Consider the following 26,104-nt stretch of genomic DNA (forward strand, 5'->3'; position numbering starts at 1 on the left):
TGGCGAAAAAACGGAATGCCAGATATATCCATTTCCACATTTTCCCCAGACCAATTGACGGGAGGCGACCGTGAAACATGCCGCTGGCGCCTTGTTGTCCTCGATCCGGCTGGACCGTTCGCTGCGGCGCAGCGTCAGCGTGCAGCTTTATATGGTGCTGCGCGACATGATCCTGTCGGGCGCGCTGAGGGCTGCGGATCGGTTGCCCGCGACCCGGACCCTGGCCAAGGAAATCGGGGTGTCGCGCACCACGGTCATCGACGCGATTGACAGGCTGGTCGCCGAAGGCATGCTGGTGTCGCGCATCGGGGCAGGCACCTTCGTCAGCGAGACGCTGGACAGTCAGACGCTGACCGCCGCGCCCCGACAGGGGGCGGAGGCCGGCGGGCAGAAACCGCGGGTGTCCCATGTCATCAGCCAGGCCCAGAACAGCTATGCGCAACGCGCGTGGCTGCCGCACAAGCCGCGCGCCTTCGTCACCGCGCTGCCTGCGCTCGACGCCTTTCCGATGGCGCATTGGGCGCGGCTGTCGGCGCGGCATTTGCGGGGCGGGCGCGGTGATGTGATGGGCTATGGCCAGCCCAAGGGGCTCGACGCGCTTCGGCGGGCGATCGCCACGCATCTTGGGGCGCTCAAGGGGATAAAATGTCACCCGGAGCAGGTGTTCATCACCTCCGGCGCGCAACATGCCTTTTCGCTGATCGGGCGGCTCTTGCTCAATCCCGGTGATCGGGTCTGGATGGAGAACCCCGGTGCCTCGGGGGCGCGCAACGCGTTTCTGTCGGAAGGTGCCGAACTGGTCCCGGTGGAGGTCGACGACCAGGGCTTGGTCGTGTCGGACGGGTTGGCCAAGGCACCGCATTTCCGATTGGCATTTGTCACGCCATCGCATCAGCAACCGCTTGGCCATGTCATGTCATTGCCCCGCAGGCTGGAACTGTTGCAGGCGGCGGAACAGGCGCAGGCGCTGATCATCGAGGACGATTACGACGGTGAATTCTATTATGGCAATACGCCGCGCCCCGCGCTGCGCAGTATCGATTCGACCGGGCGGGTGATCTATGTCGGCACCTTTTCCAAGTCGCTGTTTCCGTCGCTGCGTCTGGGATTCGCCCTGGTGCCCGAGCGCATGGTCGAGGCGTTCGAGCGGATGTTCGACACATGGGCCAGCGGGCCGTCCACCGCGACACAGGCGATTGTTGCGGAGTTCATGGACGAGGGCCATTTCGCGACGCATATCCGCCTGATGCGGCAGCTTTACAAGGCGCGCTACGAGGCTCTGCAGGACGCCGCGCGCAGCTTGCCCGACACCATTCGCCTGCAGGAAACGACCAGCGGCTTTCATACCCCTGCGTTTTTCGACAGGCGGGTGGACGAAGCCGAGGTGGTGGCGCAGGCGGCGGCACAGGGGGTGACGCTTGCTCCGCTGGGCCGCTACTGCCTGTCGGCGATCCCGCAAACCGGCCTTGTCTTCGGATTTGGCTGTACCACCCCCGAGGATATCGCGCGCGGTATCGGCGTTCTGCGCGATCTGCCGGTTCTGCGCTAGGCAGGCAGGCCGGATTGGTCTGAAAAGTTTTGTCATATTGGATATGAAGCGCGGGCCAATCTTGGCCTAGCGTTCCAACCTGAGCCTGCGGACGGGGGATGTCCCGCCGGGGCCGAAGGAGCGCCGAGTTCAAACGCATGCAACTGTCAGATATCAGGCAAAGCCCGTATTGGCATGATCAGATCGGCGCGCCGCCGACGCTGCCGACCGGGCTGCCGAAGACGGTCGATGTCCTGATCGTCGGGGCGGGCTATACCGGGTTGAGTGCAGCGATCACGACGGCGCGCGGCGGGCGCTCGACGCTTGTGCTGGAGGCCGAAGATCCCGGCTATGGATGCAGCACCCGCAACGGCGGGCAGATCAGCACCAGCGTCAAGCCCTCGCTGGACAAGTTGGCCGCGAAATTCGGCGCGGAGCGCGCAAGAGGCATCCGTATGGAGGGGGCCAAGGCACTGACATGGATCGGCGATTTTATCGCGGATGAGGGGCTGGACTGCGATTTTCGCCGGGTCGGACGGTTTCATGCCGCGCACACGCCGCAGCATTACGAGGACCTTGTTCGCGACGCCGAGAAAATGCGCCAGCGCGAGAATATCGAAAGCTTTGCCGTGCCGCGCCATGAGCAGCGTAGCCAGTTGGGCACCGATGCCTATTTCGGGGGCGTCGTGTTTTCGGCGCATTGCTCGGTTCATCCGGGCAAGTTTCACCGTGAATTGCTGCGCCTTTGCCTTGCGGAGGGGGTGCAGGTGGTCGGCCAATGCCGGGTGACGCGGATCGCGCGCACCGCGTCGGGGTTCCGGGTGGAAACCGCCAAGGGACCGGTCGAGGCCCGGGATGTGATCGTCGCCACCAACGGATATACCACCTCGCTGACGCCGTGGCTGCAACGCCGCGTGATCCCCATCGGCAGCTATATCATCGCCACCGAGGAATTGCCCGAGGCCACCATCGACACGCTCTTTCCCGGCGACCGCATCGCCAGCGACACCTGCAAGGTGGTCTATTACTACCGCGCCTCGCCCGACCGGCGGCGCGTGCTCTTCGGCGGGCGGGTATCGGCCTCCGAGACGACGCCGCTGGCCGGTGCCGCCCGGCTGCGGCAGGACATGTGCCGCATCTTCCCCGAACTGGAGGGCGTCGGGCTGTCGCATGCCTGGAGCGGGACCGTCGCTTACAGTTTCGACGAACTGGCCCATACCGGCGTGCATGACGGCGTGCATTACGCGATGGGGTATTGCGGCTCGGGCGTGTCGATGGCGCCCTATCTGGGAATGCGGGCCGGGCAGAAGGTGCTGGGCCTGCAAGAGGGCGTCACGGCCTTCGACGGTCTGCCGTTTCCGACGCGCCCGCTCTACCAGGGCAAGCCATGGTTTCTGCCTGCCGCGGTGGCCTGGTATCGCTGGAACGACCAACGACAGTTTCGCAAGGCAATAGGTATGAGTTGACGGCCCGGGCAGGGCGCGCAGAGCCGCGTTTGCACCGGTATTAACGGATCGAAACCAAGGTTAAGAAATCGAAATTTCATTTGCTCCGATCGTGCCAGCACAATTGTGACAGATGGATGTAGAGACGGTGCCTTGCCTGCCCTGTGACTGATGGGCAAACGGCAAGCCCGGGAGACCCATAAAAACCATAAGGCCATAAAAACCATAAGGGAGGAAAATTGATGAAAACGAAAACAATCCTGACACTCTCCGCCGCACTCATGGCGACCACCGCGATGGCGGCGGACAAGAGCGTGACCATCGCATCCTGGGGCGGCTCCTATCAGGAGGCGCAGAGCAAGGCGCTGTTCGAACCCGCCGCCGCCAATACCGGCATCGAGGTCAAGCAGGAAACCTATGGCGGCATGTCGGACGTGCGGCTTCAGGTGCAGACCGGGCAGGTGACGCTCGATATCGTGGCCAGCGGCTCTGGCTCGGCGGCGCGTGCGGCGGCCGAGGGGCTGCTGGAGAAACTCGATTACAGCGTGATTGACGTCTCGACCTTCTATCCCTCGCTCTATAGCGATTACTGTGTCGGCGGCGATGTGTTCTCGACGGTCTATGCCTGGAACACCAATACCTACGGCGAGGACGGGCCGCAAAGCTGGGCGGATTTCTGGGATGTCGAGAAATTCCCCGGCAGTCGCGCCTATCGCGGCAGCGTGGCGGGTGCGCTGGAACCGGCACTGATGGCCGATGGTGTGGCCCCCGAGGATGTCTACGCTATGCTCGACAGTGAAGAGGGCATCGAGCGTGCGATCGACAAGATCCGCGAACTCAAGCCGAATATCTCGGTCTTCTGGTCCTCGGGCGCGCAGCACGCGCAGTTGATGAAGGATGGCGAGGTCGACATGGCCACAGGCTGGAATGGCCGGTTCGACAATGCGCGGGCGGACGGTGGCAAGGTGGCCTATTCCTTCAATCAGGCGCTGCTGGATTACGATTGCTTTGGTATTCCGAAAGGGGCGCCCAACAAGGATACGGCGATGGAATTCCTCGCGGAGATTTCCAAGGCCGAGTATCAGGACGACCTGCCGAAATACATCACCTATGGCCCGACCAACAAGGCCGCCTACGACACCGGAGAGATCACCGCCGAGGTGGCGGCGGGGCTGCCCTCGTCGCCCGATAACGCGGCGTTGCAGCTGCCGATTTCGCTGGACTGGTATGCCAAGTGGGAAACCATCGCCGCCGAGATGTACCAGGAGATGCTGACCGAGTAAGACGGTCCATCCGATGAAATCCGAAAGCGGGCGCTGCGGCGCCCGCTGGTTTCCCGAACGAAGATTGCGAGGGTTTGCCGTGACGTCCCGAAACTCCGACGCGTTGCCGATCTCGATCCGGAACGTCACCAAGACCTATGGAGCCGTCCACGCGTTGAACGATGTATCGCTCGAGGTTGAAAGCGGTGAATTTCTGACCCTGCTTGGCCCCTCGGGGTCGGGCAAGACCACGCTCCTGATGGTGCTCGCGGGGTTTACCCGGCCCGATTGCGGCAGTCTGAAATTCGGCGATCGCGAGGTGATCCGCACCCCGCCGCATCTGCGCGACGTGGGCATGACCTTTCAAAGCTACGCCCTTTTTCCGCATATGACGGTGGCGGGCAATGTTGGCTATCCGCTGAAACTGCGCAAGGTGTCCAAGCCCGATATCGCCGCCCGCGTCGAGGCCGCGCTGGACACCGTGCAACTGGGCGGCTTTGGCGACCGGCGTATCGACCAGCTTTCGGGGGGGCAGCGCCAGCGTGTCGCGGTGGCTCGTGCCATCGTGTTCGAGCCGCGCATCCTGTTGATGGACGAGCCGCTCTCGGCGCTCGACAAGAAACTGCGCGATCAGATGCAGATCGAACTGCGCCATCTGCATGAAAAACTGGGGATGACCACGGTCTATGTCACCCATGACCAGCGCGAGGCGCTGACCATGTCGGACCGGATCGCGGTGGTGAATCACGGGCGGATTATGCAACTGGCGACGCCGCGCGACCTCTATGACCGTCCCGCCAACCGCTTCGTGGCCGATTTCATCGGTGAATCCACCTTCCTGCCGGTATCTCGTCAGGGTCAGACGATCCTGTTCGACGGTCAGCCCTTGCTGCACGATATTCCCGCGCCCGACACCGACACCCTGTCGCTGATGGTGCGCCCCGAACGTGTGGTGCTATCGCGCGATGGGCCGCGCGAGGGGGCCAACAACTTTGCCGCCACCGCGACCGACGTGGTCTATCAGGGCGACAGCTACCTGCTGCATGCCGCGCTGGCCAGTGGCGGCCAGATCGTTCTGCGCGGCGCGATGCGCGGGGCCAATGTCACGTCGCTGCCATCGGTCGGAGACGCGCTGACCCTGTGCCTGGCCCCCGAGGATACCGTCCTGATCGACGGGAGCGAGCAGTAGGATGCAGGCGCTGAGGACAAACGAGGCGGGCCTGAGACGCGACGAATGGCTGGAACGGCTCAAGCTGTTTGGCCTCGGCTCACCGGCGATCCTGCTGATCCTGATCATTCTGGTCATCCCGGTGGGCTGGCTGTTTTATGTCTCGTTCATCGGCGCCGATGGAACGTTTTCGCTGGAGAATTACGAGCGGATGCTGAGGCGCAAATCCTATGCGCGGATTTTCCAGACCACGTTCGAGGTCAGTTTCCTGACCACGGGCCTGTGCATCCTGATCGGCTATCCGCTGGCCTATTTTATCTCGGGGCTGCCCAACCGGATCGCCAACCTGTGCCTGATCACGGTGCTGTTGCCGTTCTGGACCTCGCTGCTGGTGCGCACCTATGCATGGCTGGTGCTGTTGCAGAAACGCGGGTTGGTGAATGAATGGGCGATGTCGCTGGGGCTGTGGGACGAGCCGATCAAGATGGTCCACAACATGACCGGCACGCTGATCGGCATGGTCCATATCATGCTGCCCTTTCTGATCCTGCCGGTCTATGGCGCGATGCGGGCGATCGACCGCGACCTGATGAAGGCCGCCGCCAATCTGGGCGCGAGCCCGCGGCACGCCTTCTGGACGGTGTTCTTTCCGCTGACCTTGCCGGGCCTCTTTGCCGGGTCGCTGATGGTGTTCATCCTGTGCCTTGGCTTTTTCGTCACCCCGGCGGTGCTGGGTGGTGGCAAGGTCATCATGGTGTCGATGAAGATCGTCTCGAATATCGAGTTGTTCGTGAACTGGGGTGCGGCCAGCGCGCTGGGGGTGGTGCTGCTGGTCTCAACGGTGGCGATCCTCTGGATCGCGTCGCGGTTCCTGAACCTTGAGAAGATGACCGGGGGAGGGCACTGATGCTGCGCTGGTTCCGAAGCCCCGCGACCGAAACCCAGATCACCCATGGCCAGCGGCTGTGGCTCTACGTGCTTGCGGTCGTCATCATGGTCCTGCTGGTCACCCCGACCCTGATCGTGATCCCGATGTCCTTCTCCGACAGCCAGTATCTGGAGTTTCCGCCCGACACATGGTCGATGCGCTGGTACGATCACTATTTCGGCTCGCCTGAATGGATGCGGGCAACGGTCACCTCGTTCAAGGCGGCCATCCTGACCATGCTGCTTGCCACGCCCATCGGCGTGCTGGCGGCCTACGGGTTGCATTGCTCGAAGGTGCGCTTTGTGCGCGCGGCCTTTGTGCTGATGATCACGCCGATGATGGTGCCGGTGGTGCTGGTCGCGATCGGGGCGTTCTATGCCTATGTGCAGTTGCAGATCCTCTACACGCTGACCGGGCTGGTGCTGGCGCATACGGTGCTGGCCCTGCCGCTGGTGGTGATCGTCACCGGATCGGCGCTCAAGGGCTTTGACATGAGCCAGGAGGCGGCCGCGCGCAGCCTCGGCGCGCCGCGCTGGAAGGCGTTTCTGACCGTGACCCTGCCGCAGATCCGCTTTGCCGTCGTCACTAGCGCGCTGCTGGCCTTTCTGACCTCGTTCGACGAGGTGGTCGTGGCGATGTTCATCTCGGGGGGTGACAATCCGACGCTGACGCGCAACATGTTCAATGCCCTGCGCGACCAGATCGACCCGACCATAGCCTCGATCTCGACCATCATGATCCTGGTGACCACAGGCATGATGGTGCTGGCGCAGCTCTTCGGGCAGCAAAAAGAGCCAACGCGACCGAAAGACTGAATGTGCCCTGACGCGGCCCCCTGCATCCAGAAAGTCCGACCATGATTGACCTGCAGACCTTTGCCGATCTCGCCTCCGTTCCGCTGGGGGCCTTCGCCGACAAACCGACATCCCTGACCCAAGGCCAGACTGAGGCATCAGCCGTGCTGTGGACCTCAGAGGAGGGCCGGACCAAGATCGGTGTCTGGGAATGCACGCCGGGCCGGTTCACCGCCGACAGGTCCGCAGCGGGAGAATACTGCCATATCCTGTCCGGGCGGGCCACGGTCACCAACGCCGATGGCAGCGGCAGCCGCGACATCGGGCCGGGGGATCTGCTGGTGCTGCCGCAGGGCTGGACCGGCGAGTGGGTGATCCATGAGCACATGCGCAAACTTTTTGTCCTCAGCGCGGACCCCGCTCTCTAGATGTCCGGCGCAAGGGTGCCTGAGCCCGCAATGACCGAATACGATTTCATCGTCGTGGGCGCAGGCTCGGCGGGATGCGTTCTGGCCAACCGGCTGAGTGCGAGCGGCCGGTTCAGCGTGCTACTGCTTGAGGCGGGTGGCAGCGATCTGAATTTCTGGATCTGGATGCCGATCGGCTATGGCAAGACCTTCTACAAGCCTTCGGTCAACTGGATGTACCACACCGAGCCCGACCCGGCGCTTAACGGGCGGGTGTCCTACTGGCCGCGCGGCAAGGTTCTGGGCGGATCAAGCTCGATCAACGCGATGGTCTATATCCGGGGACAGGCCCGCGATTTCGACGAGTGGAAGGCGATGGGCAATCCCGGCTGGGGCTGGAGGGACGTGCTGCCCTATTTCCGCAAGTCCGAGACCAATGATCGTGGCGGCGATGCGTTTCGCGGCGACAGCGGGCCGGTTCATGTCGCCACCATGAACCGCGACCTGCACCCGCTCTGCCACGACTTCATTGCCGCCGGAAAAGAGCTTCAGTTCCCCCACAACCCCGATTTCAACGGGGCCGGGCAGGAGGGCGTGGGCACCTATCAGAATACCGCCCGTGCCGGAATGCGCATGTCGACCGCACGCGCCTATCTGCGCCCGGCGCGGCACCGCGCCAACCTGCGGGTCGAGACACATGCGCTGGCCGAACGGGTACTGTGCGAGGGCAAGCAGGCGGTCGGGCTGCGGTATCGGCAGAACGGTCAAATCGTTGAGGCCCGCGCGCGCCGCGAGGTGATCCTGTCGGCGGGGGCCGTCAACTCGCCGCAACTGCTGCAACTGTCGGGCATCGGCCCCGGCGCGCTGCTGGCGGCGAAGGGGGGCAATGTTGTTCACGCGCTCGACGGGGTGGGGCGGAACTTGCAAGACCATCTCGGTCTCGACTATCTCTACCGCTCACGGGTGCCAACCCTGAACAATCAGCTTTACCCGTGGTATGGCAAGCTCTGGCACGGGCTGCGCTATGTTCTGACCCGGCGCGGGCCGCTGTCACTTGGCGTCAATCAGGCGGGCGGCTTCGTGCGGTCGCGCCCGGGGCTCGATCATCCGAACATGCAACTGTTCTTCTCGCCGGTGAGCTATACTAAGGCCCCGCCGGGCAAGCGCCCGCTGATGAATCCCGACCCGTTTCCGGGGTTCCTGCTGGGCGTGCAGCCAACCCGACCGACAAGCCGGGGCCATCTGGAAATCCGCTCGCCGGACCCGTCCGAGGCCCCGGCGATCTACCCCAATTACCTCGCCACCGATATCGACCTTCAGGAAATGCTCGAAGGCGCGCGGCTGATGCGCCGCTTTGCCGAAGCCCCGGCGCTGGCCCGGCTGATCGAGGCCGAACTTCTGCCCGGCCCGCATGTGCAGAGCGAAGACGATCTGATCGCAGATGTCAGGAACCGGGCCGGAACCGTGTTTCACCCGGTTAGCACTTGCCGGATGGGGCCCGATGCGCGGCACGACGTGGTCGACGCGCGCCTTCGGGTGCACGGGATGGGCGGGCTGCGCGTGGTCGATGCCTCGATCTTTCCGACGCTGACCTCGGGCAACACCAATGCCCCGGCGATCATGGTCGGCGAAAAGGGCGCGGACATGATCCTCGAAGACTGCGGGTCAGGCGGGTCGTGCCAAGACCGCAGTTAACAAAACAGTAATTTGTCTAGCGACGTATTCCGGTTTCCTTATAGTGACGGCATGCATCTTAAGCTGCGCCATCTCGAGGTTTTCCACGCCGTCATGGAAGAGGGCTCCGTCTCCAAGGCGGCGGACCGGCTGTATCTGACGCAACCGGCGATCAGCATCGCGCTGTCGCGGCTCGAGGACATGCTGGGTTTTCCGCTGTTCCATCGCTCCAAGGGGCATTTCGCGCCGCGCCCCGAGGCCTATCTGCTGCATATGGATGCGGAACTGTCGATCCTCGCGGTCGAGCAGTTTTCCAACCGGGCGCGGCTGATCAAGCAGGGGGGCACCGGGTTGCTGCGCGTGGGGGCCATCGGCGCGGCGGCCTTCGGGCTGATGCCGGGGCTGGTGGCGCGCTACACGGCGGACAACCCGCTGGTCGAGATCGACCTGAGCGTGCGCAGTTCGCACCAGATTTCCTATCTTGTCGGCAACGGGCAATGCGACATCGGACTGGTCGAGGCCCCGGTCGCCGCGCCATCGCTGGAGGCCGAGCAGTTTTCGCTGCCCTGCGTCTGCATTTTCCCCGCAGGATCGGAACTCGAGGCCAAGGCGCAGATCACGCCTGCCGATCTCGCGCAGCACCGGCTGATCGGCATTCAGGAAAGCAACCAGGTGGATCGCCAGCTGCGCGCGGTCTGCGCCGGGGCGGGGTTTGAGATGCGCGCACCTGTCCATGGCTTCTTTTTTGCCGTCGTGCGCCGGATGGTGGCCGAGGGCGCGGGCATCGCCATCGTGGATGCGCTGAACGGCTGCCTGCCGCCGCAGGACGGGGTCAGCTGGCGGCCCTTCACCCCCGAGATCCGCTATGACACCGCCCTGATCGTGAAGGCCGGGGCGGAGTTGTCGCTGCCCGCGCGGGCCTTTATCCAGATGATCCGCGACGAGATGCAGGCACGCGGTAAATTGCCGGACATGGCGACGGTATAAGCCGGGTAAATCCCTCGTTTCCAATTCGGAATTTCAACTGCCCGCCGGTTGCGACCAATATCCGGTCTGATCCAACCCGAGAGGCTATGGCGTGCAGGACCAGAACGTTCCGAGATCGGCGATGACGGCGCTGCTGGCCCCGAAATCAATCGCCCTTGTCGGCGTCTCGGACCGTGCGGATTCGTACGGTCATGCGCTGGACCGGATGGTCACTCAAGGCGGTTATGCCGGGCGGATCATGCGGGTCAATCCGCGACTGGCCGCGCAGTCGGATGGCCGGATCGCCACCACGCTGGCCGACCTTCCCGAGAGGCCCGAGCATGTCGTGCTGTCGCTGGCCACCGCGCGGGTCGAGGCTGCGGTCGATGAGGCGCTGACCGCCGGGGTGCGCGCCCTGACGATCTTTTCGGAATGCCCCGATGCGCCCATGCGCCAGCGGATCGGTGACCGGGTCCGGGCGGCGGGCGCGGCGCTCTGCGGGCCCAACAGCATGGGGGTGCACAACATCGCGCTGGGCCTCAGGGTCACGCCCTTTCCGGTGCCGCTCGACCTCAAACCGGGCGGCGTCGGGTTGATCGCGCAATCCGGCTCGATCCTCGGGGCGCTGATGAACAACGACCGGCGGCTGCGATTTTCGCAGGCGATCAGCACCGGCTCGGAAACCGTCACCACCGCCGCCGACTACCTGCGCTGGATGGTCGACCGGCCGGAAACCCGCACCATCGGCCTGTTTCTCGAAACCGTGCGCGACCCCGAGGGTTTCATCGCGGCGATGGAGGCGGCGGCGGTGCGCGACATCCCGGTCGTGATCCTGAAAATCGGCCGCTCCGCGCTGGGCGCGCGCATGGCGATCTCGCATACCGGCGCGCTGGTCGGCGATGACGACGTGTTCCGCGCGCTGGTGCGGCGGCTGGGCGGTCATATGGCGGGCTCGCTCGACGAGATGGCCGCGATGCTGGCCATGTTCGCGCAAGGACGGCGCGCGACCGCGCCGGGCATCGCCTCGATCCACGATTCCGGAGGCGAGCGCGAATTGATGGCCGATATGGCCGAGGATCACGGCCTTGCCTATGCCGCTCTGTCCCCTGACACCAAGGCCGCGATCCAGTCGGTTCTCGAGCCGGGCATCGCGGCGGAGAACCCGCTCGACGCCTGGGGCACGGGGCAGGGCGCGCAGGACACCTACACCCGCGCGGTCACGGCGATGATGGCGGATGAGAGCGTGGGCACCGGGCTCTATGTGCTCAACTGGCGCGGCAATTATTATCTGCACGAGATGCATGCCCAAGCGCTGGCAGATGCGTTTCGCCAAACGGCCAAGCCGCTTGTCGCCGTGTCGAATTTCTCGCGCAGCGATGATGCGGTGTTGGCCGAGCGGTTCGCCGATCTGGGCATTCCCCTGATCAGCGGCATGCAGAACGCTCTGGTGGCGGTGCGCGCATTGCACGATCACGGTCCGGTTGCCCGGTTTCGCGCCCCCGAACCAGCGCATCCCCACGCGACGCACTGGCGTTCGGCGCTGCGTGGCCGCGACTGGATCGGCGAGGCCGAGGGATACGCGCTTTTTTCGGACTACGGCATCGCCTGCCCGGCGCATGGCCTGGCCGGGTCACGGGACGCGGCGCAGGCGATTGCCCGGAAGATGGGAGGCCCTGTCGTTCTCAAGACCGCGCAGCCGGGGCTGTCGCACAAATCGGACTGTGCCGGGGTCAAGCCCGGCCTTGCAACGGCGCAGGCCGTCGCGGCTGCATATGATGATCTGACGGCGCGGTTTCATGGCGAGGTTCTGGTCGCCGAAATGGTTGCACCGGGTGCCGAATGGTCGTTGGGCGCGATCAATGATCCCGATTTCGGCCCGGCGGTGCGCATCGCACCCGGTGGCCAATTCGTGGACCTGCTGGACGAACACGTCCTGCTGATGGCACCGTTCTCGGCCGCCGAGGCCGCAACGGCGATCACCCGGTTGCGCGCCGCCCGCGTGTTGTCGGGGTATCGCGGGGGGGCCCGCTTTGCCGTCGAGGCGCTGGCCGCCGCCGCCGCCGCGCTCTCGCGCCTGGCCTGGGACCTGCGCGACACAGTGGCCGAAGTCGAGATCAACCCGATCATCGTGGGCAGACAAACCGCGACGGCCGTCGATGCGATCATCCGCGTTCGCGTTTCGTGAAAAACAGCCGGATGCCGCGCGCCCCGGATGTGGCAGGGATGGTCCGTGTCGGCAGCGTCGATGCTCGTGACGCGCAACAAAATGGCAAGTCGCGGCGCGCCAGAAATCCAAGCGTCTGCGGCCCCGGCACCGCTCGCACGCCGCATTCTGGATCGACGACCATCCGGACCCTCAGAGCGCCAAAACGATCCCGCGCAACATCAACGGCGCGCAATACCACACCGGCGCGACATATGCGCACCGGACCTCTATCGACCTTAGGGAAATCCTGAGAAAGTGGCAGCCCGTAGGGGAATCGAACCCCTCTTTCCAGGTTGAAAACCTGGCGTCCTAACCGATAGACGAACGGGCCAGCGCTGCTGTGGGGCGTAACTAGGCAAATCCGGACCCGCGCGCAAGAGGGATTTTACGAAAACTTGGCGCTGTTTCGCAAAAATCGACATGGCCGGTTTCGCGCCGCGTCGGGGGCCGGATCACAGGGCCGGCGCGGCGTCCTCAAGGCGCAGTTGCACCGATCTGCGCCCGCCCCATGTGTTGATGTCGAGCCGCCCGGCAAGGTGAAAGCGTGCGCCGCCATGTCCCGTCAGCGCGGGCCCCAACGGCCCGTCAAACGCCCCGAACGCGATCGCCTCGAGGCTCGCGCCCAGCCCGTCACCAAAGCGCAGCTTGAGGTGGTTGCCGCCCAGTTGCTTGGCATAGCCGATCTGGCAATCGGGAAAGACATAACGCGGCCCCGGCGCACCGGCCCCGAACGGCCCCGCGGCCTCGATCTGCTCGACCAGTTCGATCGTCGCCGCCCCCGGCATCAGCATCCCGTCAAGGCGCAGGTCGGCGGGCCCGGCCTGACCGGCCCCCTGACGGGCCAGCAGATCCGAGAGCCGTGCCATCGCCTCCTCCAGCCGGTCGCGCGCCACGGTCAGGCCCGCCGCCATCTTATGCCCGCCGCCCTTGATCAGCAGCCCCTCAGAGGCCAGCCGCTGAATGGCGGCGCCCAGATCGACGCCGCTGATTGAGCGGCCCGATCCCTTGCCCTCACCCCCGTCCAGCCCGATCACGATGGCCGGGCGGTTGGCGGTCTCCTTCAGGCGGCTGGCGACGATGCCGACAACGCCGGGATGCCAGCCTTCGCCCGCCGCCCACACGAGCGGCGCGTCAAAGCCACGCGCCTCGGCCTGATCCAGTGCGGCATCGCGCACCATTGCCTCGACCTCGCGCCGCTCTGTATTGAGCTGATCGAGCCGCTCGGCCATGGCGCGGGCCTCTGATGCGCTCCTGCAGGCCAGCAGTCGCGCGCCCAGATCGGCCTTGCCGATACGCCCGCCCGCATTGATGCGCGGCCCCAGCAGAAAGCCCAGATGGTAGGCATTGGGCGTGGCATCCATCCGCGCCACATCCGCCAGCGCCACCAGACCGGGGCGTTCGCGCCGCGCCATGATCCGCAGCCCCTGCCGCACAAAGGCGCGGTTCACGCCGATGAGGGGGGCCACATCCGCCACCGTCGCCAGCGCCACCAGATCGAGCATCGCCATCAGGTCGGGGCCTTTTCGTCCGGCGTCGCGCAGCTGCCGGCCGGTCTCGACCAGCAGCAGGAACACCACCGCAGCGGCGCAAAGATGCGCCAGATCGCCGCTTTCGTCCTGCCGGTTGGGGTTCACCACGGCCAGTGCGGGCGGCAGCGTCTCACCGCCCAGATGGTGATCGAGCACGACCACGTCGGCCCCTGCCGCGGCGGTGATTGCGTCATGGCTGAGCGTGCCGCAATCGACGCAGAGGATCAGATCATGCCGCGCCGCCAGATCGCGCATCGCGGGCTCATTTGGGCCATAGCCTTCGTCGACCCGGTCGGGGATATAAAGCGTCGGTTCGGGCGCGCGCATCTGGCTCAGCCAGTCGATCAGAAGTGCGGCTGAGGTGCCGCCATCGACATCGTAATCGGCAAAGATCGCGATCCGCTCGCCCGTCGTCACCGCCTGCAGAAACCGCGCGGCGGCGGGCTCCATGTCGCGCAGGGATCGCGGGTCGGGCAGCAGGTCGCGCAGGGCCGGGGCGAGATAGGTCTGCGCCTCGGCGCTCTCGACCCCAAGCCGCGCGAGGGTCTGGCAGAGCGGACGGGGCAGTCCGTTGGCCTGCGCCATGGCCTCGGCCTGCCGGTCCACCTCTACGCCCGGCCCGATCCAGCGCCGCCCGCTCAGCGAGTTCTCCACACCGAGAAAGGCCGTCATGCCCGCGCCCCGGCTTCATCTTGCCGGAAATATTCCGGGGGAGTCGCCGCCTGCGGCGACGGGGGCAGCGCCCCCAGCCCTGATGCGCGATCAGTCACGCTTGCTGCGATAGATCATCCGCCGCACCGAGCCGGTGCGCGAGCGCATCAGCACGGTCTCGGTCTCGACGAAACCGGGGCGGCGCTGCACGCCCTTGACGATCGAGCCGTCGGTGACGCCGGTGGCGGCAAAGATCACGTCCGAGGTGACCATCTCGTCGCGGGCATAGATCCGGTCGAAATCGGTGATCCCGGCCTTCTGCGCACGCGCCCGCTCGTCGTCGTTTCGAAAGACCAACCGTCCCCACATCTGCCCGCCCATGCATTTGAGCGCGGAGGCCGCGAGCACCCCCTCGGGCGCGCCGCCGGTGCCCATATACATGTCGATGCCGGTGCGTTCGGATTCCGCGCAATGGATCACGCCGGCCACGTCGCCATCGGTGATCAGGTAGACGGCGGCCCCGGTTTCGCGCAACTCCGCGATCATCTCCTGATGGCGGGGGCGTTCAAGCACGCAGACGGTGATTTCCGACGGGCGGCAGCCGCGCGCCTTGGCCAATGCTTCGACGCGTTCGCGCGGAGACATCGACAAAGAGACGACGCCCTCGGGGTATCCCGGCCCGATCGCCAGCTTGTCCATATAGGTGTCGGGCGCATGCAGCAGCGTGCCGCGCGGGGCCATCGCGATCACGGTCAGCGCATTGGGCATCGCCTTGGCGGTCAGCGTGGTGCCTTCCAGCGGGTCGAGCGCGATATCGACGCCGGGGCCTTCGCCGGTGCCGACCTCTTCGCCGATGAACAGCATCGGGGCCTCGTCACGCTCGCCTTCGCCGATCACCACCACGCCCTTGATGTTGAGCATGTTGAGCTGGTCGCGCATCGCGTTGACGGCGGCCTGATCGGCGGCCTTCTCGTCGCCGCGCCCGATAAGATCGGCGCAGGCAAGGGCTGCCTGTTCGGCGACGCGCGCCAGCCCGAGCGAGAGCGTGCGGTCGTTGAAGGCGGAGTCAGAGGTCATGGGATGGTCCTTGCAAATATGGGTCAAAGCAGCATTAACGCCCGCGCCGCCCGCGCACAAGGGCGGGGCCGGGGCGTGGGTTTCAGACGGTTTCGATCCGCAGAGCCACCGGCTCGCCCGCCAGCACGTCGAGCCGCCGGATGCCGGTCAATGCCGTGTCGAGCGCGTCGCGATTGGTCTTGTGGGTGACGATCAGCACCGGCGCGGTGGCGTCGTCATGGCGATACTGGCGCATCCGGTCGATGGAGATCCCCGCCTCGCCCAGCAGCGTCGCCACCTTGGCGAGCGCGCCGGGCTTGTCGTCAAGCGACATGCGCAGGTAATAGCGCGCGGGCGTGGCGCTGCTGGCCTGCGCGCAGGGTTTGAGCGTGGCGGCGGGCTGACCGAAGGTCGAGATGCGGAAGCCGCGCGCGATATCCACCACGTCGCCCATCACTGCACTTGCCGTCGGGCCCATGCCCGCGCCGGGGCCGCGCAGCACGATCTGTTCGACCTGATCGCCTTCGAGCACCACCATGTTGGTGCCGCCCTCAAGCTGTCCGAGCGGGCTTTTGGCCGGGACAAGGCAGGGCGACATGCGCTGTTCCAGCCCGCGCCCGGTCATCTGCGCCACGCCCAGAAGCTTGATCCGGTAGCCCATGTCGGCGGCGTGGCGGATATCGTCGAGGGTGATGTCCTGAATGCCTTCGAGCGCCACGCCGTCGAAATCGACCTGGCAGCCAAAGGCGATCGAGGACAGAAGCGCCAGCTTGTGGCCCGCGTCGATGCCGCCCACGTCGAGATTTGGATCGGCCTCCAGGTAGCCCAGCTTGTCGGCCTCCTCAAAGAGCGCGTTATAGCCCTGGCCGGTGGCCTGCATCCGCGTCAGGATATAGTTGCAGGTGCCGTTCATCACGCCCATCACGCGGGTGATGTCATTGCCCGCCAGACCCTCGGTCAGGGCCTTGATCACCGGGATGCCGCCCGCGACGGCGGCCTCGAAGCGGATGACGCGTCCGGCCTCTTCGGCGGCGAGTGCCAGGGCATGACCGTGATGCGCCAGCATCGCCTTGTTCGCGGTGACCACGTCCTTGCCTGCCGCGATGGCGGCCTCGGTCGCGGCCTTGGCGGGCCCATCGGAGCCGCCCATCAGTTCCACGAACACATCCACATCGTCGCGCTTGGCCAACGCGACCGGATCATCCTCCCAAGCGTAATCGCCGAGGTTCACGCCGCGATCCTTGTCGCGGGTGCGGGCCGAGACGGCGGTGATGGTGATCGGACGGCCCGCGCGCGCGGCAAGTGTCTCGGCCTTTTGGCGCACGATGCGGACGACGCCGGTGCCGACGGTGCCGAGACCGGCTATGCCAAGGCGCAGGGGTGTGGTCATGGGGCTCTCCGATCATCGCTGTCCAGTGGTTGAGCCGCGATGTAACGGGTTCGGATGGTCCTTGCAACGCAGGGCGCACCTGTCGGGGGCGGGTTTTTAGCGGGTGACGCCGGTTTGCATCCGCGCTTGCGTCTCGGCGTCGATCACCGGGGTGTCGAGACGGGCTGCGCGGGCGCGCAAGCGGTCGGCACGGCTTTGCAGGTCGGGGGCGGTGCGCTCGTCGCTGCGCGGCGGCGGCACCTGGCCGGTGATCTCGCCTGCCGGGACCAGTTCGAGATAGGAAAGATCGGCGCGGTTATCGCTGATCTCGTCCGGAAGGGCGGGCAATTCGGTACACCCGGAAAAGAGCGCAAGCGCGAGGGCGGCCAGGGCGGCAGAGAGACGAGGGCGCATGGGCGGGCGGTCCTTTGGCAGGCGGTTGATGTCTTTCTTGCCATTCTTTGGCGGGGCAGGGCAAGCGGGGCTTTGATCTGAACGGATGTTCAGTTAAACCGGTGGGCATGGCACGCACCCAAGGCTCGCATTCCGACATCACCGGCCCGCGCATCCGCGCGGCGGCGCTTTCGCTTTTTGCCCGCCATGGCTATGCCGCCGTCTCGATGCGGCAGATCGCGGGCGAGGTGGGGGTGCAGGCCGGTGCGCTCTATAATTACACGCCGGACAAGCAGACGCTGCTGTTCGAGCTGATGCGCACGCATATGGAGGACCTGCTGTCGGCCTGGGATGCCGAAGCCCCGCAGGCGGGCGGCGCGATGGCGCAGCTTGAGGCGTTCACCCGGTTTCACATCCGGTTCAACACCAGCCGCGCCGAGGCGGTCTTTGTGTCCTACATGGAGTTGCGCAATCTCAGCCCGGAGAATTTCGAGCTGATCGAGAGCTTGCGGCGCGAGTATGAGACGCGGCTCGAGGCGATCTTGCGCGCCGGCGCCGAGGCGCGCGTGATGGTGGTCACCGAGCCGCGGATCGCCAGCATGGCGCTGATCGCCATGCTGACGGGGGTGAACACCTGGTTCCGCGAAAAGGGCCGGTTGTCGCTGGCACAGGTCGAGGCGGTCTATTGGGACATGGTGCGCCGGTCCGTGGCGGGCGAGGCCGGGTTGGGCGCTTGAACGGGGCAGGGCCCTTTGTGGTGCTGGCCTCAAACGGATCTTGAAGCGATGCGCAGCAGCCTTCGGCCTTGTTCCGCGCAGGTGCTTCAATTGAAGTTCAACTCCAAACCAAACCCGACCAGGCCCCCCATAAAAAATCTCTGAAACTCTTTCGCCCCCCGCGTCGTGTCTCCCCATGACCTTCGGCCATATTGCCGGGGGCATTGCTATCCAACCGAGGAGACACGACATGACACCCAAGAAAATTTTCGCAGCCACCGGCGCGCTTGCCCTGACCGCCACCATGGCGCTTGCCGCGATGGACAATCCGATGGTCGGCGGCGCCGAGATGTATCCCGAAAAGAACATCATCGAGAATGCCGTCAATTCCGCCGATCACGAAACCCTTGTCGCCGCCGTCAAGGCCGCGGGCCTCGTCGAGACGCTGCAGGGCAAGGGGCCGTTCACCGTGTTCGCGCCCACCGATGCCGCCTTCGGCATGCTCAAGGACGGCGCGGTCGAGGCGCTGCTCGAGCCCGAAGCCAAGAAACAGCTGACCCAGATCCTCACCTGCCACGTCGTCGGCGCCGATGCGATGGCCATGGCGATCAAGGGCATGATCGACGATGATGGCGGCATGCATGTCGTGCCGACGCTCGGCGGGTGCGAGCTCAAGGCGACCTATTCGGGTGACAAGATCATGCTCGAGGACGAGCGCGGGCGCGTGATCAACGTGACCATCGCCGATGTGAAACAGTCAAACGGCGTGATCCACGTGGTCGACCGGGTCATTCTGCCGCCGCGTCCCTGATCGCGCGCCAAATCCACAAGGCCCATGACTCGAACGGGGTGGCGCACAGCGCCGCCCCGTTTTCACGCGTCGAGGCTGGCCAACTCGCCCAGGGTCCCGGCGTCGAGAATACGCACCACGCCGCGATCCAGCGCGACGATCCCGCGCCGCGCCAGCGCATCGAGACGGCGCGAGACCACCTCGCGCGCCGTGCCGATCATCACCGCGATCTCGGCATGGGTCGCCTTCAGCGTGCCATCCTCGGCACGTTCCAGCAGGCATTGCGCCAGCCGCGTCTCGATCCGTTGAAAGGCGACGCGATCCAGCAGGTGCATCATGGATTGCAGGCGCTGCGCAAAGGCCGCGAACACGAATTTTCGAAATACGTCCGACATATCCATCAGATGCAGGAAGGTGTCGCGCGGCACCAGCACCAGTTCGCTCTCGCTGCGCGCGACCGCCTCGCCGGAATAGTCCTCGCCGCCCATCAGCCCGAGGGTGGACTGTACGCAGCTTTGCCCCGGCTCCACCGCGTAGAGCAGCAACTCGCGCCCCGACGCGCCGGTCAGGAACACTTCGACCCGGCCTTCAAGCACGATCACGAAGCCCTTGACCGTCTCGCCGGGGTGAAACAGCACTTGTCCTGCGGGCACGCGCATCGGGGTCAGCCGGTCGAGCAGCGCCACCGCCTCCTGCTCCAGCACGGGCAGGCCGGGGGCGCGCGCGACCCATCCCATCAGCCGCGTCCGCGTTTCTCGAATCGCGGCAGCATGGCCGAGAAATCACGCCCCTTGCCGTCTTCCTTCTCGACGAATTCCGCATAGAGATCACAGGCCGCGCGGCCCATCGGCGTGTCGGCATCGACCGTCTCGGCGGCCTGCTGTGACAGCCGCAGATCCTTGAGCATCAGATCAGCGGCAAAGCCCGGCTGATAGCCATTATCGGCAGGTGATTTCGGGCCGATGCCGGGGGCCGGGCAATAGGCGTTCATCGACCAGCTATAGCCCGAGGAGGTCGAGACGACGTCGAACATCGCCTGTCGCTCCAGCCCCAGCTTGTCCGCCAGCGCAAAGGCCTCGCAGGTGGCAATCATGGTCGCCCCGAGGATCATGTTGTTGCAGATCTTGGCCGCCTGGCCGTTGCCGGACGGGCCACAGTGAACCGCCTTTTGTCCCATTATGTCAAAGAGTTCACGAGCGATATTGAACCCAGCCTCGTCACCGCCCACCATGAAGGTCAGCGTGCCGCCTGCCGCGCCGCCGACCCCGCCCGACACCGGCGCATCGAGGGCCGAAAGCCCTGCTGCCTGCGCCTGCGCGGCGACGTCGCGCGCGCTCTCGACATCGACGGTCGAGCAGTCGAGCAGCACTGCGCCCGTCTCCATCGCCGGGATTACCTCGTCCGCCACGCGGCGCAGGATATCGCCGTTGGGCAGCATGGTGATCACCACCCGCGCACCCTCGGCGGCGGCAGCGGCACTGCCCGCCATTTTGATGCCCTCGATCTTGACGTCGGCCATGTCAAAGCCCGTCACCTCATGCCCGGCCTTGACCAGATTGGCCGCCATGGGCCCGCCCATATTGCCCAGCCCGATGAACCCGATCTTCATGTCGTTGCCTCCCTTTCGAATGTCAGTGCGTCCGCCCCGAGGGGCATCAGCATGGATGAGACCGCCGTGCCCGGCAGCCTGTCCAGCGCGTGTTGCCAGTGCGGATCACGGTCCTTGTCGATGATCGCGGCGCGAATGCCCTCCAGGAAATCGCCCTTGTCCATCGCACGATAGGCGAAACGATATTCAAGGCCAAGCGCGCGGCGGATATCCGCGCCGGACCCGCGCAGCCGGTGGATCATCTCGACCGCGCAGGCCATCGACAGCGGCGAGCCGCGCGACAGCGCCTTGAGCGCCTTGGCGGTGAAGTCGCTGTCCTCGGTGCGCAGGGAATTGACGATATCGCCCAGACGTTCGCCGCCGAAATGTGCGGCGACCTGTGGCTCGATACTGCGCAGACTGCCGGTCGGGGGCGTCTCGGCGGCGGCGTCGATCACCGCCGGATCGCCCGTCTCGACCAGCGCCGCCATCAAGTCTTTCCACTTCAGCTGCGGCACGTAAACATCTGCAAAGCCGCAATATATCGCGTCATCCGGTCCCATGCGCGTGCCGGTGGTCCCCAGATATTCCCCCATCCGCCCCGGTGCCCGCGCCAGCAAGAGCGAGCCGCCCACATCCGGCACCAGCCCAATGCCGCATTCGGGCATCGCCACTTGCGTGCTCTCGCAGGTGACGCGGTGCGACCCGTGGCACGAAATGCCCACGCCACCGCCCATGACAAAGCCCTGCATCAGCGCGACATAGGGTTTGGGATATTCGGCGATCTTGGCGTTCAGCCGGTATTCATCGGCCCAGAACCGCTGCCCATAGGCGAAATCCCCGGCACGGCCGCTGTCGTAAAGCTGCTGAATGTCGCCGCCCGCGCAAAAGGCCTTGTCGCCCTCGGCGTCGATCAGCACCAGCGCCACCTCAGGGTCGTCGCGCCAGTCGTCCAGCGCCGTCTCGATGGCCATCGCCATGTCGTAACTCAACGCATTCAAGGCCTTGGGTCGGGTCAGGGTGATCCGTCCGGCGCGGCCGTCCTTGCGAATATGGATATCGCCGCTCATTTGTCCGCCAGCATCTGCCGCGCCACGATCAGGCGCATGATCTCGTTGGTGCCTTCGAGGATTTCATGCACCCGCAGGTCGCGCACCAGCTTTTCGATCCCGTAATCAGCCAGGTAGCCATAACCACCATGCAGCTGCAGGCATTGGTTGACGATGCGACTGCCCGCCTCGGTCACGAACGTCTTGGCCATGGCGCAGAACTTGGGGGCGTCGGGCGCATCATGGTCCAGCTTCCACGCCGCCTGCCGCAGGAATGTGCGCGCGGCCTGCAATTCGATCTCCATGTCGGCAAGGCGGAATTGCAGACCCTGGAACTGGTCAATCGGTTTGCCAAAGGCCTTGCGCTCAGACATGTAGTGCAGCGTCATGTTGAGCGCCTGCTGTGCCGCACCCAGGGAACAGGCCGCAATGTTCAAGCGCCCGCCATCCAGCCCGTTCATCGCATATGTGAAACCTTTGCCTTCTTCTCCCACCAGATCAGCGGCAGAAATGTTGCAATTGTCAAACTGCACCTGCCGCGTCGGTTGGCTGCGCCAGCCCATTTTATCCTCTAGCCCGCCATAGCTGAGGCCCGTTGTGCCGTTCTCGACATAGACCGTCGAGATGCCCTTGGGGCCGTCGTCGCCGGTGCGCACCATCACCACGTAAGCGTCCGAATATCCGCCGCCCGAGATGAACGCCTTGGTGCCGTTGAGGGTGTAGCCCTCGTTGGTGCGCTCGGCGCGGGTCTTGAGCGCGGCGGCATCCGAGCCAGAGCCGGGTTCGGTCAGACAATAGGACAGCACCGTCTCCATCGTCATCGCCTTCGGCAGCACCCGCGCCTTGATCTCGTCGCTGCCGAACTTGTCGATCATCTTGGCGCACATGTTGTGGATCGACAGGAACGCCGCGACCGACGGGCAGGCCATCGACAGCGCCTCGAAGACCAGCGTCGCATCCAGCCGCGTGAGGCCAGAGCCGCCCGCCTCCTCGCTCACGTATAGCCCGCCGAACCCGAGCGCGGCGATCTCCGGCCACAACTCCTTGGGAATGGTGCCCTCGCGCTCCCACACACGGGCATGCGGCGCGATGCGGTCCTGTCCAAAGGCATGCGCCATGTCGAAAATGGCGGTCTGTTCCTCGCTGAGGGCAAAGTCCATCACGGGCTCCTGTTCGCTGAAATGAACGCTTGTTTAATTAGCAACTATTGCAGAACTTTTGCAAGGCGCAACGCCCTCCGGCCGGGATGCGACAAAAGAAAACGCCCCGAGGGGTAACCCGGGGCGCTGATGCTTTGCAAGGGCGGTGCGGTCAGAGCAACAGCACCTGCGTGCCGACCTGCGCCATGCCGAACAGCTCTTCGATATGCCGGTTATAAAGCCCGATACAGCCCGAGGAGGACTGCCGCCCGATCTTGCGGGTGTCATGCGTTCCATGCACCAGATAGGCGGGCCAGCTCAGATACATCGCATGGGTGCCCAGCGGATTGTCCGGGCCGGGCGGCATGTAGGCGGGCAGCGTCGGATCACGCTCGCGCATGGATTGGGTCGGCGTCCAGTCGGGGCCGACACGCTTGCGTACGATCTCGGTATAGCCGCGCCGGGTCAGTTCTTCGGTCATCGGCACCGACGAGGGGTAGAGCGCATAGGTCTCGCCATCCGGGCCCCAGTAATGCACGGCGCGGCTGTCGATATCGGCCATCAGGCAGCCCTCGCCCAGACTGTCGAAATGATCGCGCCAGTCGCGTTTGACAAAGGCCGAGGCGTTGCGGCGGTTCACGGTCTCGGCGCGCAGCAGGCCGGGCATGGCCAGCGCGGCAATACCGGTGGCGATGGCGGTGCGGCGGGTGAAGTTCGGGGTCATCGTGCTCGGTCCTCTTGGTCGGGATTATCACCCGTACATAAGAAAGACGGCCCCGGATGCGTAGGGGGCGTAGCGCATTTGGTCCGAGTGCTCACAGAATTGTCATCGGTGCCGGGCCTATAGGTCGACGTGGTATTCCTCGATCAGGTGCCGCACCACCGATTGCAGCGCCTCGGCCTCGGTCTCTCCGGTGGCGCGGGCGGCGGCAAAGACCGCGCGCTGCCGCTCGGAACTTGTGCCACGGTCAAGCATATCGCGGGCATGTTCGACCTCGGCCACCGCGTCGAAGAATTGCGCATCTTCCTGAATCAATTCGATGATTTCCTCGACCAGAGCGGCCATGTCGACAATCTCGCCCCTCCCGAAGTCGATCAGCCCCTCGGTGGTGCCATAGCGTTGCGCCCGCCAACGGTTCTCCGAGACCAGAAAGCCGTCATAGATCCGCCAGCGCTGATTGTGGATCGCCAACCGCCACAGCATCCGCGCCAGCGATTGCGTCAATGCTGCCAGCGTCAGCGCGTCCTCCAGTCGGGGCTGCACGTCGCAGATCCGCGACTCCAGCGTCGGAAAGCGCGACGAGGGGCGCAGATCCCACCAGATCTTGCTGGCATCCTCGATTGCGCCCAGTTCGACCAGCGCCTGCACCGAGCGGTCGAACTCGCTATAACTCTCCATCCGGGGCGGCGGGCCGGTGCGGGGCAGGTTGTCGAACACCGTCAGCCGATAACAACTCAGCCCGGTATCCTGCCCCTGCCAGAACGGCGAGGAGCAACTCAGCGCCAGCAGATGCGGCAGGAAATAGCTCAGTTGATTCATCAGGTCGATGCGCCGGTCGGGCGGCTCGATCCCGACATGCACATGCATGCCGCAGATCAGCATCCGCCGCACCACGCCCGCCAGATCGTGCTGCAACTCGTTATAGCGTTTCTTGTCGGTATGGGTCTGGCTGCGCCAATCGGAAAACGGGTGGCACGAGGCGGCGATGGGCGCGAGGTTATGTTCCTTCGCGTGGCGCGCCACGGTGCTGCGCAGGCGCTTGAGATCCTCGCGCGCCTCGCCGATCGTGCGACAGACGCGGGTGCCGATCTCGATCTGGCAATTGAGGAATTCGGGGCTGACCTGATCCTGCAGGTCCTGCTCGCACGCCGTCATCAGCGCCTCGGGCGCGTTGGCCAGGGCAAGACTGTCGAGATCGACGAGAAGATATTCCTCTTCCACGCCGATGGTGAAATCGGGGCTGATATAGGCCATGCGCGTCGCTCTCCCGCCGTGGTCGGTGCCGTGGCTGTCAGTTCAGCACGGTTTTTCGGGGGTAGGCAAGAAAAAGGGGCGGCACCGAGGCCGCCCCTTGTCACGATGTTCTGTCGTATTGCGCTGTCACGCGGCCTTGCGGCGGCGACGGAGCGCGGCAAGGCCGCCAATCCCAGCGATCATCAGCCAGCCAGCCGCAGGCAGAGGAACTGCCGAGATGTTGGCGTAAATGCCGAGTTCGGAGTGCCCATGTTCCGGATTCGTCCACAAGCCATCTGCATAGTTACCATCACTTCCGCTGAGAAGCATGGCGGAGAAGCTATTCAGCGTCAGACCGCCGCCAAGGTCCAGCGGCAGGCCAAACCCAAAGTTGAAGCCACCGTTAGCCACCGCAAATATAAAGTCGCCAGCGTCGTTAATGGTGTTCTTAATGGTGAACGTCACGGACTGAGTACCGTTCTGAACACTCGGCGATGTGAACAGAAGATCGATCGTAGCATCTGCGTTGAATATATTCGGCGTGATTCTGGCTGGAGAAGCCGCGTTCTTCCACGTCAAGCTGCCGACAAGGTAGTCATCGGCACCGAGTGGAACAGGATCAACGTCAATATCTGTGTCGTTGATTGTAAGCGTGCTGCGGGCGACGCTGGAACTGTTGTGGGGAAAAGTGTCACCGGGTCAAGTGAGCGTTGAAGTGTCGATGTCCGCGCCGTCCGCGCCACCGATAAAACCACCAAAGCAGAGAAGGCAAAATTCTGTCCCAGCGTTCTCGGAGTCAAACTCTCCACTACTGCTTCCGCTCAGCGTCGCTGCTGATGCCCCGGTCGCCATGCTTGCTGCCAGTGAGGCCGCGATCAGCCACTTCTTGATGCTCATAACTTTATCCCCTTTGAGATAACTTAATTTCAATCACTACCGCCATCCTGAGACGTATGACCAAAATTAGTGCCACAAATTTGCCGCATTTCCAACAATTGAAATCTGAACTGCAAAGAAAACTGGAGCAGCACCCAGTTGTTTCATTTTCAGACCTAATTCCGTTGACTTTTCGTTCATTAAATACGCTTTGGAAATAAACTCGGCAGCTAATGATTGAGTTTGCTATTTGAGGCGCCCCTGGAGTGCCCCCACTGAAGTGGTCCACCAACTGGGATAGTATTATCCCATTTCAGGAGGAGCAGAGATGGCTGGAAAGAGAGACAAACCCGAAGAGATCGTGCTGAAGCTGCGGCAGGTTGAAGTGTTGCAGGGGCAAGGCAGCTCGATTGCCGATGCCGTGCGCCAGATTGGCGTGACGCAGCAGACCTATTATCGATGGCGCAAAGAATATGGTGGCATGAGCCGGGATCAGCTCAAACGTTTGAAGCAGTTGGAGACCGAGAATACCCGGCTCAGGCGTGCGGTTTCAGATCTGACGCTGGATAAGATGATCCTGGCCGAGGCTGCACGGGGAAACTTTTAAGCCCTTCCC

24 protein-coding genes, 1 tRNA gene and 2 pseudogenes are annotated in these 26,104 nt (G+C 64.6%); 13 read left to right on the forward strand and 14 right to left on the reverse strand.

Translation table 11 applies throughout. From position 1 onward, the window contains the following. Positions 1 to 70: 70 nt before the first annotated feature. The 10 genes from pdxR (at position 71) to BMX04_RS12195 (ending at position 12,357) form a co-directional block, all read left to right on the forward strand. Positions 71 to 1,549, forward strand: a complete 1,479-nt coding sequence (gene pdxR / locus BMX04_RS12150) for a MocR-like pyridoxine biosynthesis transcription factor PdxR (RefSeq protein WP_074786861.1) — start codon at positions 71 to 73, stop codon at positions 1,547 to 1,549. Between the two features lie 137 nt (positions 1,550 to 1,686). Further along, positions 1,687 to 2,994 carry an NAD(P)/FAD-dependent oxidoreductase gene (locus BMX04_RS12155; protein WP_074786863.1) on the forward strand — a complete coding sequence of 436 codons (1,308 nt, stop codon included), beginning with the start codon at positions 1,687 to 1,689 and terminating at the stop codon, positions 2,992 to 2,994. A 221-nt stretch (positions 2,995 to 3,215) separates the two neighbouring features. Beyond that, positions 3,216 to 4,256, forward strand: a complete 1,041-nt coding sequence (locus BMX04_RS12160; RefSeq protein ID WP_074786865.1) for an ABC transporter substrate-binding protein — start codon at positions 3,216 to 3,218, stop codon at positions 4,254 to 4,256. Positions 4,257 to 4,320: 64 nt separating this feature from the next. After that, complete coding sequence (locus BMX04_RS12165; RefSeq protein ID WP_074786924.1) at positions 4,321 to 5,424, forward strand: ABC transporter ATP-binding protein; 1,104 nt, start codon at positions 4,321 to 4,323, stop codon at positions 5,422 to 5,424. A gap of 1 nt (position 5,425) precedes the next feature. Beyond that, positions 5,426 to 6,310 (forward strand): ABC transporter permease, encoded by an 885-nt coding sequence (locus BMX04_RS12170; protein WP_074786867.1) that lies wholly within the window; start codon positions 5,426 to 5,428, stop codon positions 6,308 to 6,310. Then, on the forward strand, positions 6,310 to 7,146 hold the full coding sequence (locus BMX04_RS12175) for an ABC transporter permease (RefSeq protein ID WP_074786869.1): 837 nt from the start codon (positions 6,310 to 6,312) through the stop codon (positions 7,144 to 7,146). The genes BMX04_RS12170 and BMX04_RS12175 overlap by 1 nt, the downstream gene beginning before the upstream one ends. 41 nt (positions 7,147 to 7,187) lie before the next feature. Then, positions 7,188 to 7,553, forward strand: a complete 366-nt coding sequence (locus BMX04_RS12180) for a cupin domain-containing protein (RefSeq protein WP_074786871.1) — start codon at positions 7,188 to 7,190, stop codon at positions 7,551 to 7,553. A 30-nt stretch (positions 7,554 to 7,583) separates the two neighbouring features. Next, positions 7,584 to 9,227, forward strand: coding sequence for a GMC family oxidoreductase (locus BMX04_RS12185; protein ID WP_074786873.1), 1,644 nt, complete (start codon positions 7,584 to 7,586; stop codon positions 9,225 to 9,227). A 51-nt stretch (positions 9,228 to 9,278) separates the two neighbouring features. Further along, positions 9,279 to 10,193 carry a LysR family transcriptional regulator gene (locus tag BMX04_RS12190; RefSeq protein ID WP_074786875.1) on the forward strand — a complete coding sequence of 305 codons (915 nt, stop codon included), beginning with the start codon at positions 9,279 to 9,281 and terminating at the stop codon, positions 10,191 to 10,193. 121 nt (positions 10,194 to 10,314) lie between these two features. Continuing rightward, on the forward strand, positions 10,315 to 12,357 hold the full coding sequence (locus tag BMX04_RS12195; RefSeq protein ID WP_244888539.1) for an acetate--CoA ligase family protein: 2,043 nt from the start codon (positions 10,315 to 10,317) through the stop codon (positions 12,355 to 12,357). Positions 12,358 to 12,634: 277 nt separating this feature from the next. Here the strand turns inward: BMX04_RS12195 and BMX04_RS12200 are convergent. The 5 genes from BMX04_RS12200 to BMX04_RS12220 form a co-directional block, all read right to left on the reverse strand. After that, a tRNA-Glu gene (locus tag BMX04_RS12200) sits at positions 12,635 to 12,709 on the reverse strand. A 121-nt stretch (positions 12,710 to 12,830) separates the two neighbouring features. Further along, on the reverse strand, positions 12,831 to 14,579 hold the full coding sequence (gene recJ, locus BMX04_RS12205; protein ID WP_074786878.1) for a single-stranded-DNA-specific exonuclease RecJ: 1,749 nt from the start codon (positions 14,577 to 14,579) through the stop codon (positions 12,831 to 12,833). 90 nt (positions 14,580 to 14,669) lie between these two features. Further along, positions 14,670 to 15,635: a class II fructose-bisphosphatase gene (glpX, locus tag BMX04_RS12210; RefSeq protein ID WP_074786879.1), complete on the reverse strand. Its 966-nt coding sequence runs from the start codon at positions 15,633 to 15,635 to the stop codon at positions 14,670 to 14,672. 82 nt (positions 15,636 to 15,717) lie between these two features. Next, positions 15,718 to 17,004 carry a homoserine dehydrogenase gene (locus tag BMX04_RS12215; protein WP_074786880.1) on the reverse strand — a complete coding sequence of 429 codons (1,287 nt, stop codon included), beginning with the start codon at positions 17,002 to 17,004 and terminating at the stop codon, positions 15,718 to 15,720. A gap of 96 nt (positions 17,005 to 17,100) precedes the next feature. Beyond that, entirely contained in the window at positions 17,101 to 17,397 is a 297-nt protein-coding gene (locus BMX04_RS12220) for a hypothetical protein (RefSeq protein WP_074786882.1), read from the reverse strand. 107 nt (positions 17,398 to 17,504) lie between these two features. Here BMX04_RS12220 and BMX04_RS12225 point away from each other — a divergent pair, with 107 nt between their 5' ends. Both BMX04_RS12225 and BMX04_RS12230 read left to right on the forward strand, forming a co-directional pair. Then, on the forward strand, positions 17,505 to 18,113 hold the full coding sequence (locus tag BMX04_RS12225) for a TetR/AcrR family transcriptional regulator (RefSeq protein ID WP_074786884.1): 609 nt from the start codon (positions 17,505 to 17,507) through the stop codon (positions 18,111 to 18,113). A gap of 229 nt (positions 18,114 to 18,342) precedes the next feature. Further along, positions 18,343 to 18,903 (forward strand): fasciclin domain-containing protein, encoded by a 561-nt coding sequence (locus BMX04_RS12230; protein WP_074786886.1) that lies wholly within the window; start codon positions 18,343 to 18,345, stop codon positions 18,901 to 18,903. Positions 18,904 to 18,965: 62 nt separating this feature from the next. On the opposite strand, the gene BMX04_RS12235 is transcribed toward BMX04_RS12230, so the two are convergent. The 9 genes and pseudogenes from BMX04_RS12235 to BMX04_RS12270 form a co-directional block, all read right to left on the reverse strand. Beyond that, the gene (locus BMX04_RS12235) at positions 18,966 to 19,619 is read right to left on the reverse strand and encodes a Crp/Fnr family transcriptional regulator (RefSeq protein ID WP_074786888.1); all 654 of its coding nucleotides are present in this window, start codon (positions 19,617 to 19,619) and stop codon (positions 18,966 to 18,968) included. Further along, positions 19,619 to 20,491 (reverse strand): 3-hydroxyisobutyrate dehydrogenase, encoded by an 873-nt coding sequence (gene mmsB / locus BMX04_RS12240; RefSeq protein ID WP_074786890.1) that lies wholly within the window; start codon positions 20,489 to 20,491, stop codon positions 19,619 to 19,621. The genes BMX04_RS12235 and mmsB overlap by 1 nt, the downstream gene beginning before the upstream one ends. Then, positions 20,488 to 21,540 (reverse strand): enoyl-CoA hydratase/isomerase family protein, encoded by a 1,053-nt coding sequence (locus tag BMX04_RS12245; RefSeq protein WP_074786892.1) that lies wholly within the window; start codon positions 21,538 to 21,540, stop codon positions 20,488 to 20,490. Before BMX04_RS12245 ends, mmsB begins: the two co-directional genes overlap by 4 nt. Beyond that, positions 21,537 to 22,679, reverse strand: a complete 1,143-nt coding sequence (locus BMX04_RS12250) for an acyl-CoA dehydrogenase family protein (RefSeq protein ID WP_074786894.1) — start codon at positions 22,677 to 22,679, stop codon at positions 21,537 to 21,539. The genes BMX04_RS12245 and BMX04_RS12250 overlap by 4 nt, the downstream gene beginning before the upstream one ends. A 151-nt stretch (positions 22,680 to 22,830) precedes the next feature. After that, a complete protein-coding gene (locus BMX04_RS12255; RefSeq protein WP_074786896.1) occupies positions 22,831 to 23,382 on the reverse strand; it encodes a L,D-transpeptidase in 552 nt (183 codons plus the stop codon). Positions 23,383 to 23,499: 117 nt separating this feature from the next. Then, positions 23,500 to 24,633 (reverse strand): carboxylate-amine ligase, encoded by a 1,134-nt coding sequence (locus BMX04_RS12260; protein WP_074786898.1) that lies wholly within the window; start codon positions 24,631 to 24,633, stop codon positions 23,500 to 23,502. Between the two features lie 126 nt (positions 24,634 to 24,759). Beyond that, positions 24,760 to 24,942: a VPLPA-CTERM sorting domain-containing protein gene (locus tag BMX04_RS19855; protein ID WP_420876405.1), complete on the reverse strand. Its 183-nt coding sequence runs from the start codon at positions 24,940 to 24,942 to the stop codon at positions 24,760 to 24,762. 84 nt (positions 24,943 to 25,026) lie between these two features. Then, positions 25,027 to 25,263: pseudogene (locus BMX04_RS19860) on the reverse strand (choice-of-anchor K domain-containing protein); the annotation flags it as partial. 48 nt (positions 25,264 to 25,311) lie between these two features. Continuing rightward, a complete protein-coding gene (locus BMX04_RS12270) occupies positions 25,312 to 25,509 on the reverse strand; it encodes a hypothetical protein (protein ID WP_074786902.1) in 198 nt (65 codons plus the stop codon). 307 nt (positions 25,510 to 25,816) lie between these two features. Between BMX04_RS12270 and BMX04_RS12275 the strand changes: the two are divergent. Next, positions 25,817 to 26,086, forward strand: a pseudogene (locus BMX04_RS12275) (transposase); the annotation flags it as partial. Positions 26,087 to 26,104: the final 18 nt, after the last annotated feature.

The organism is Roseovarius tolerans (assembly GCF_900109855.1).
Taxonomy (GTDB): Bacteria; Pseudomonadota; Alphaproteobacteria; order Rhodobacterales; family Rhodobacteraceae; genus Roseovarius; species Roseovarius tolerans.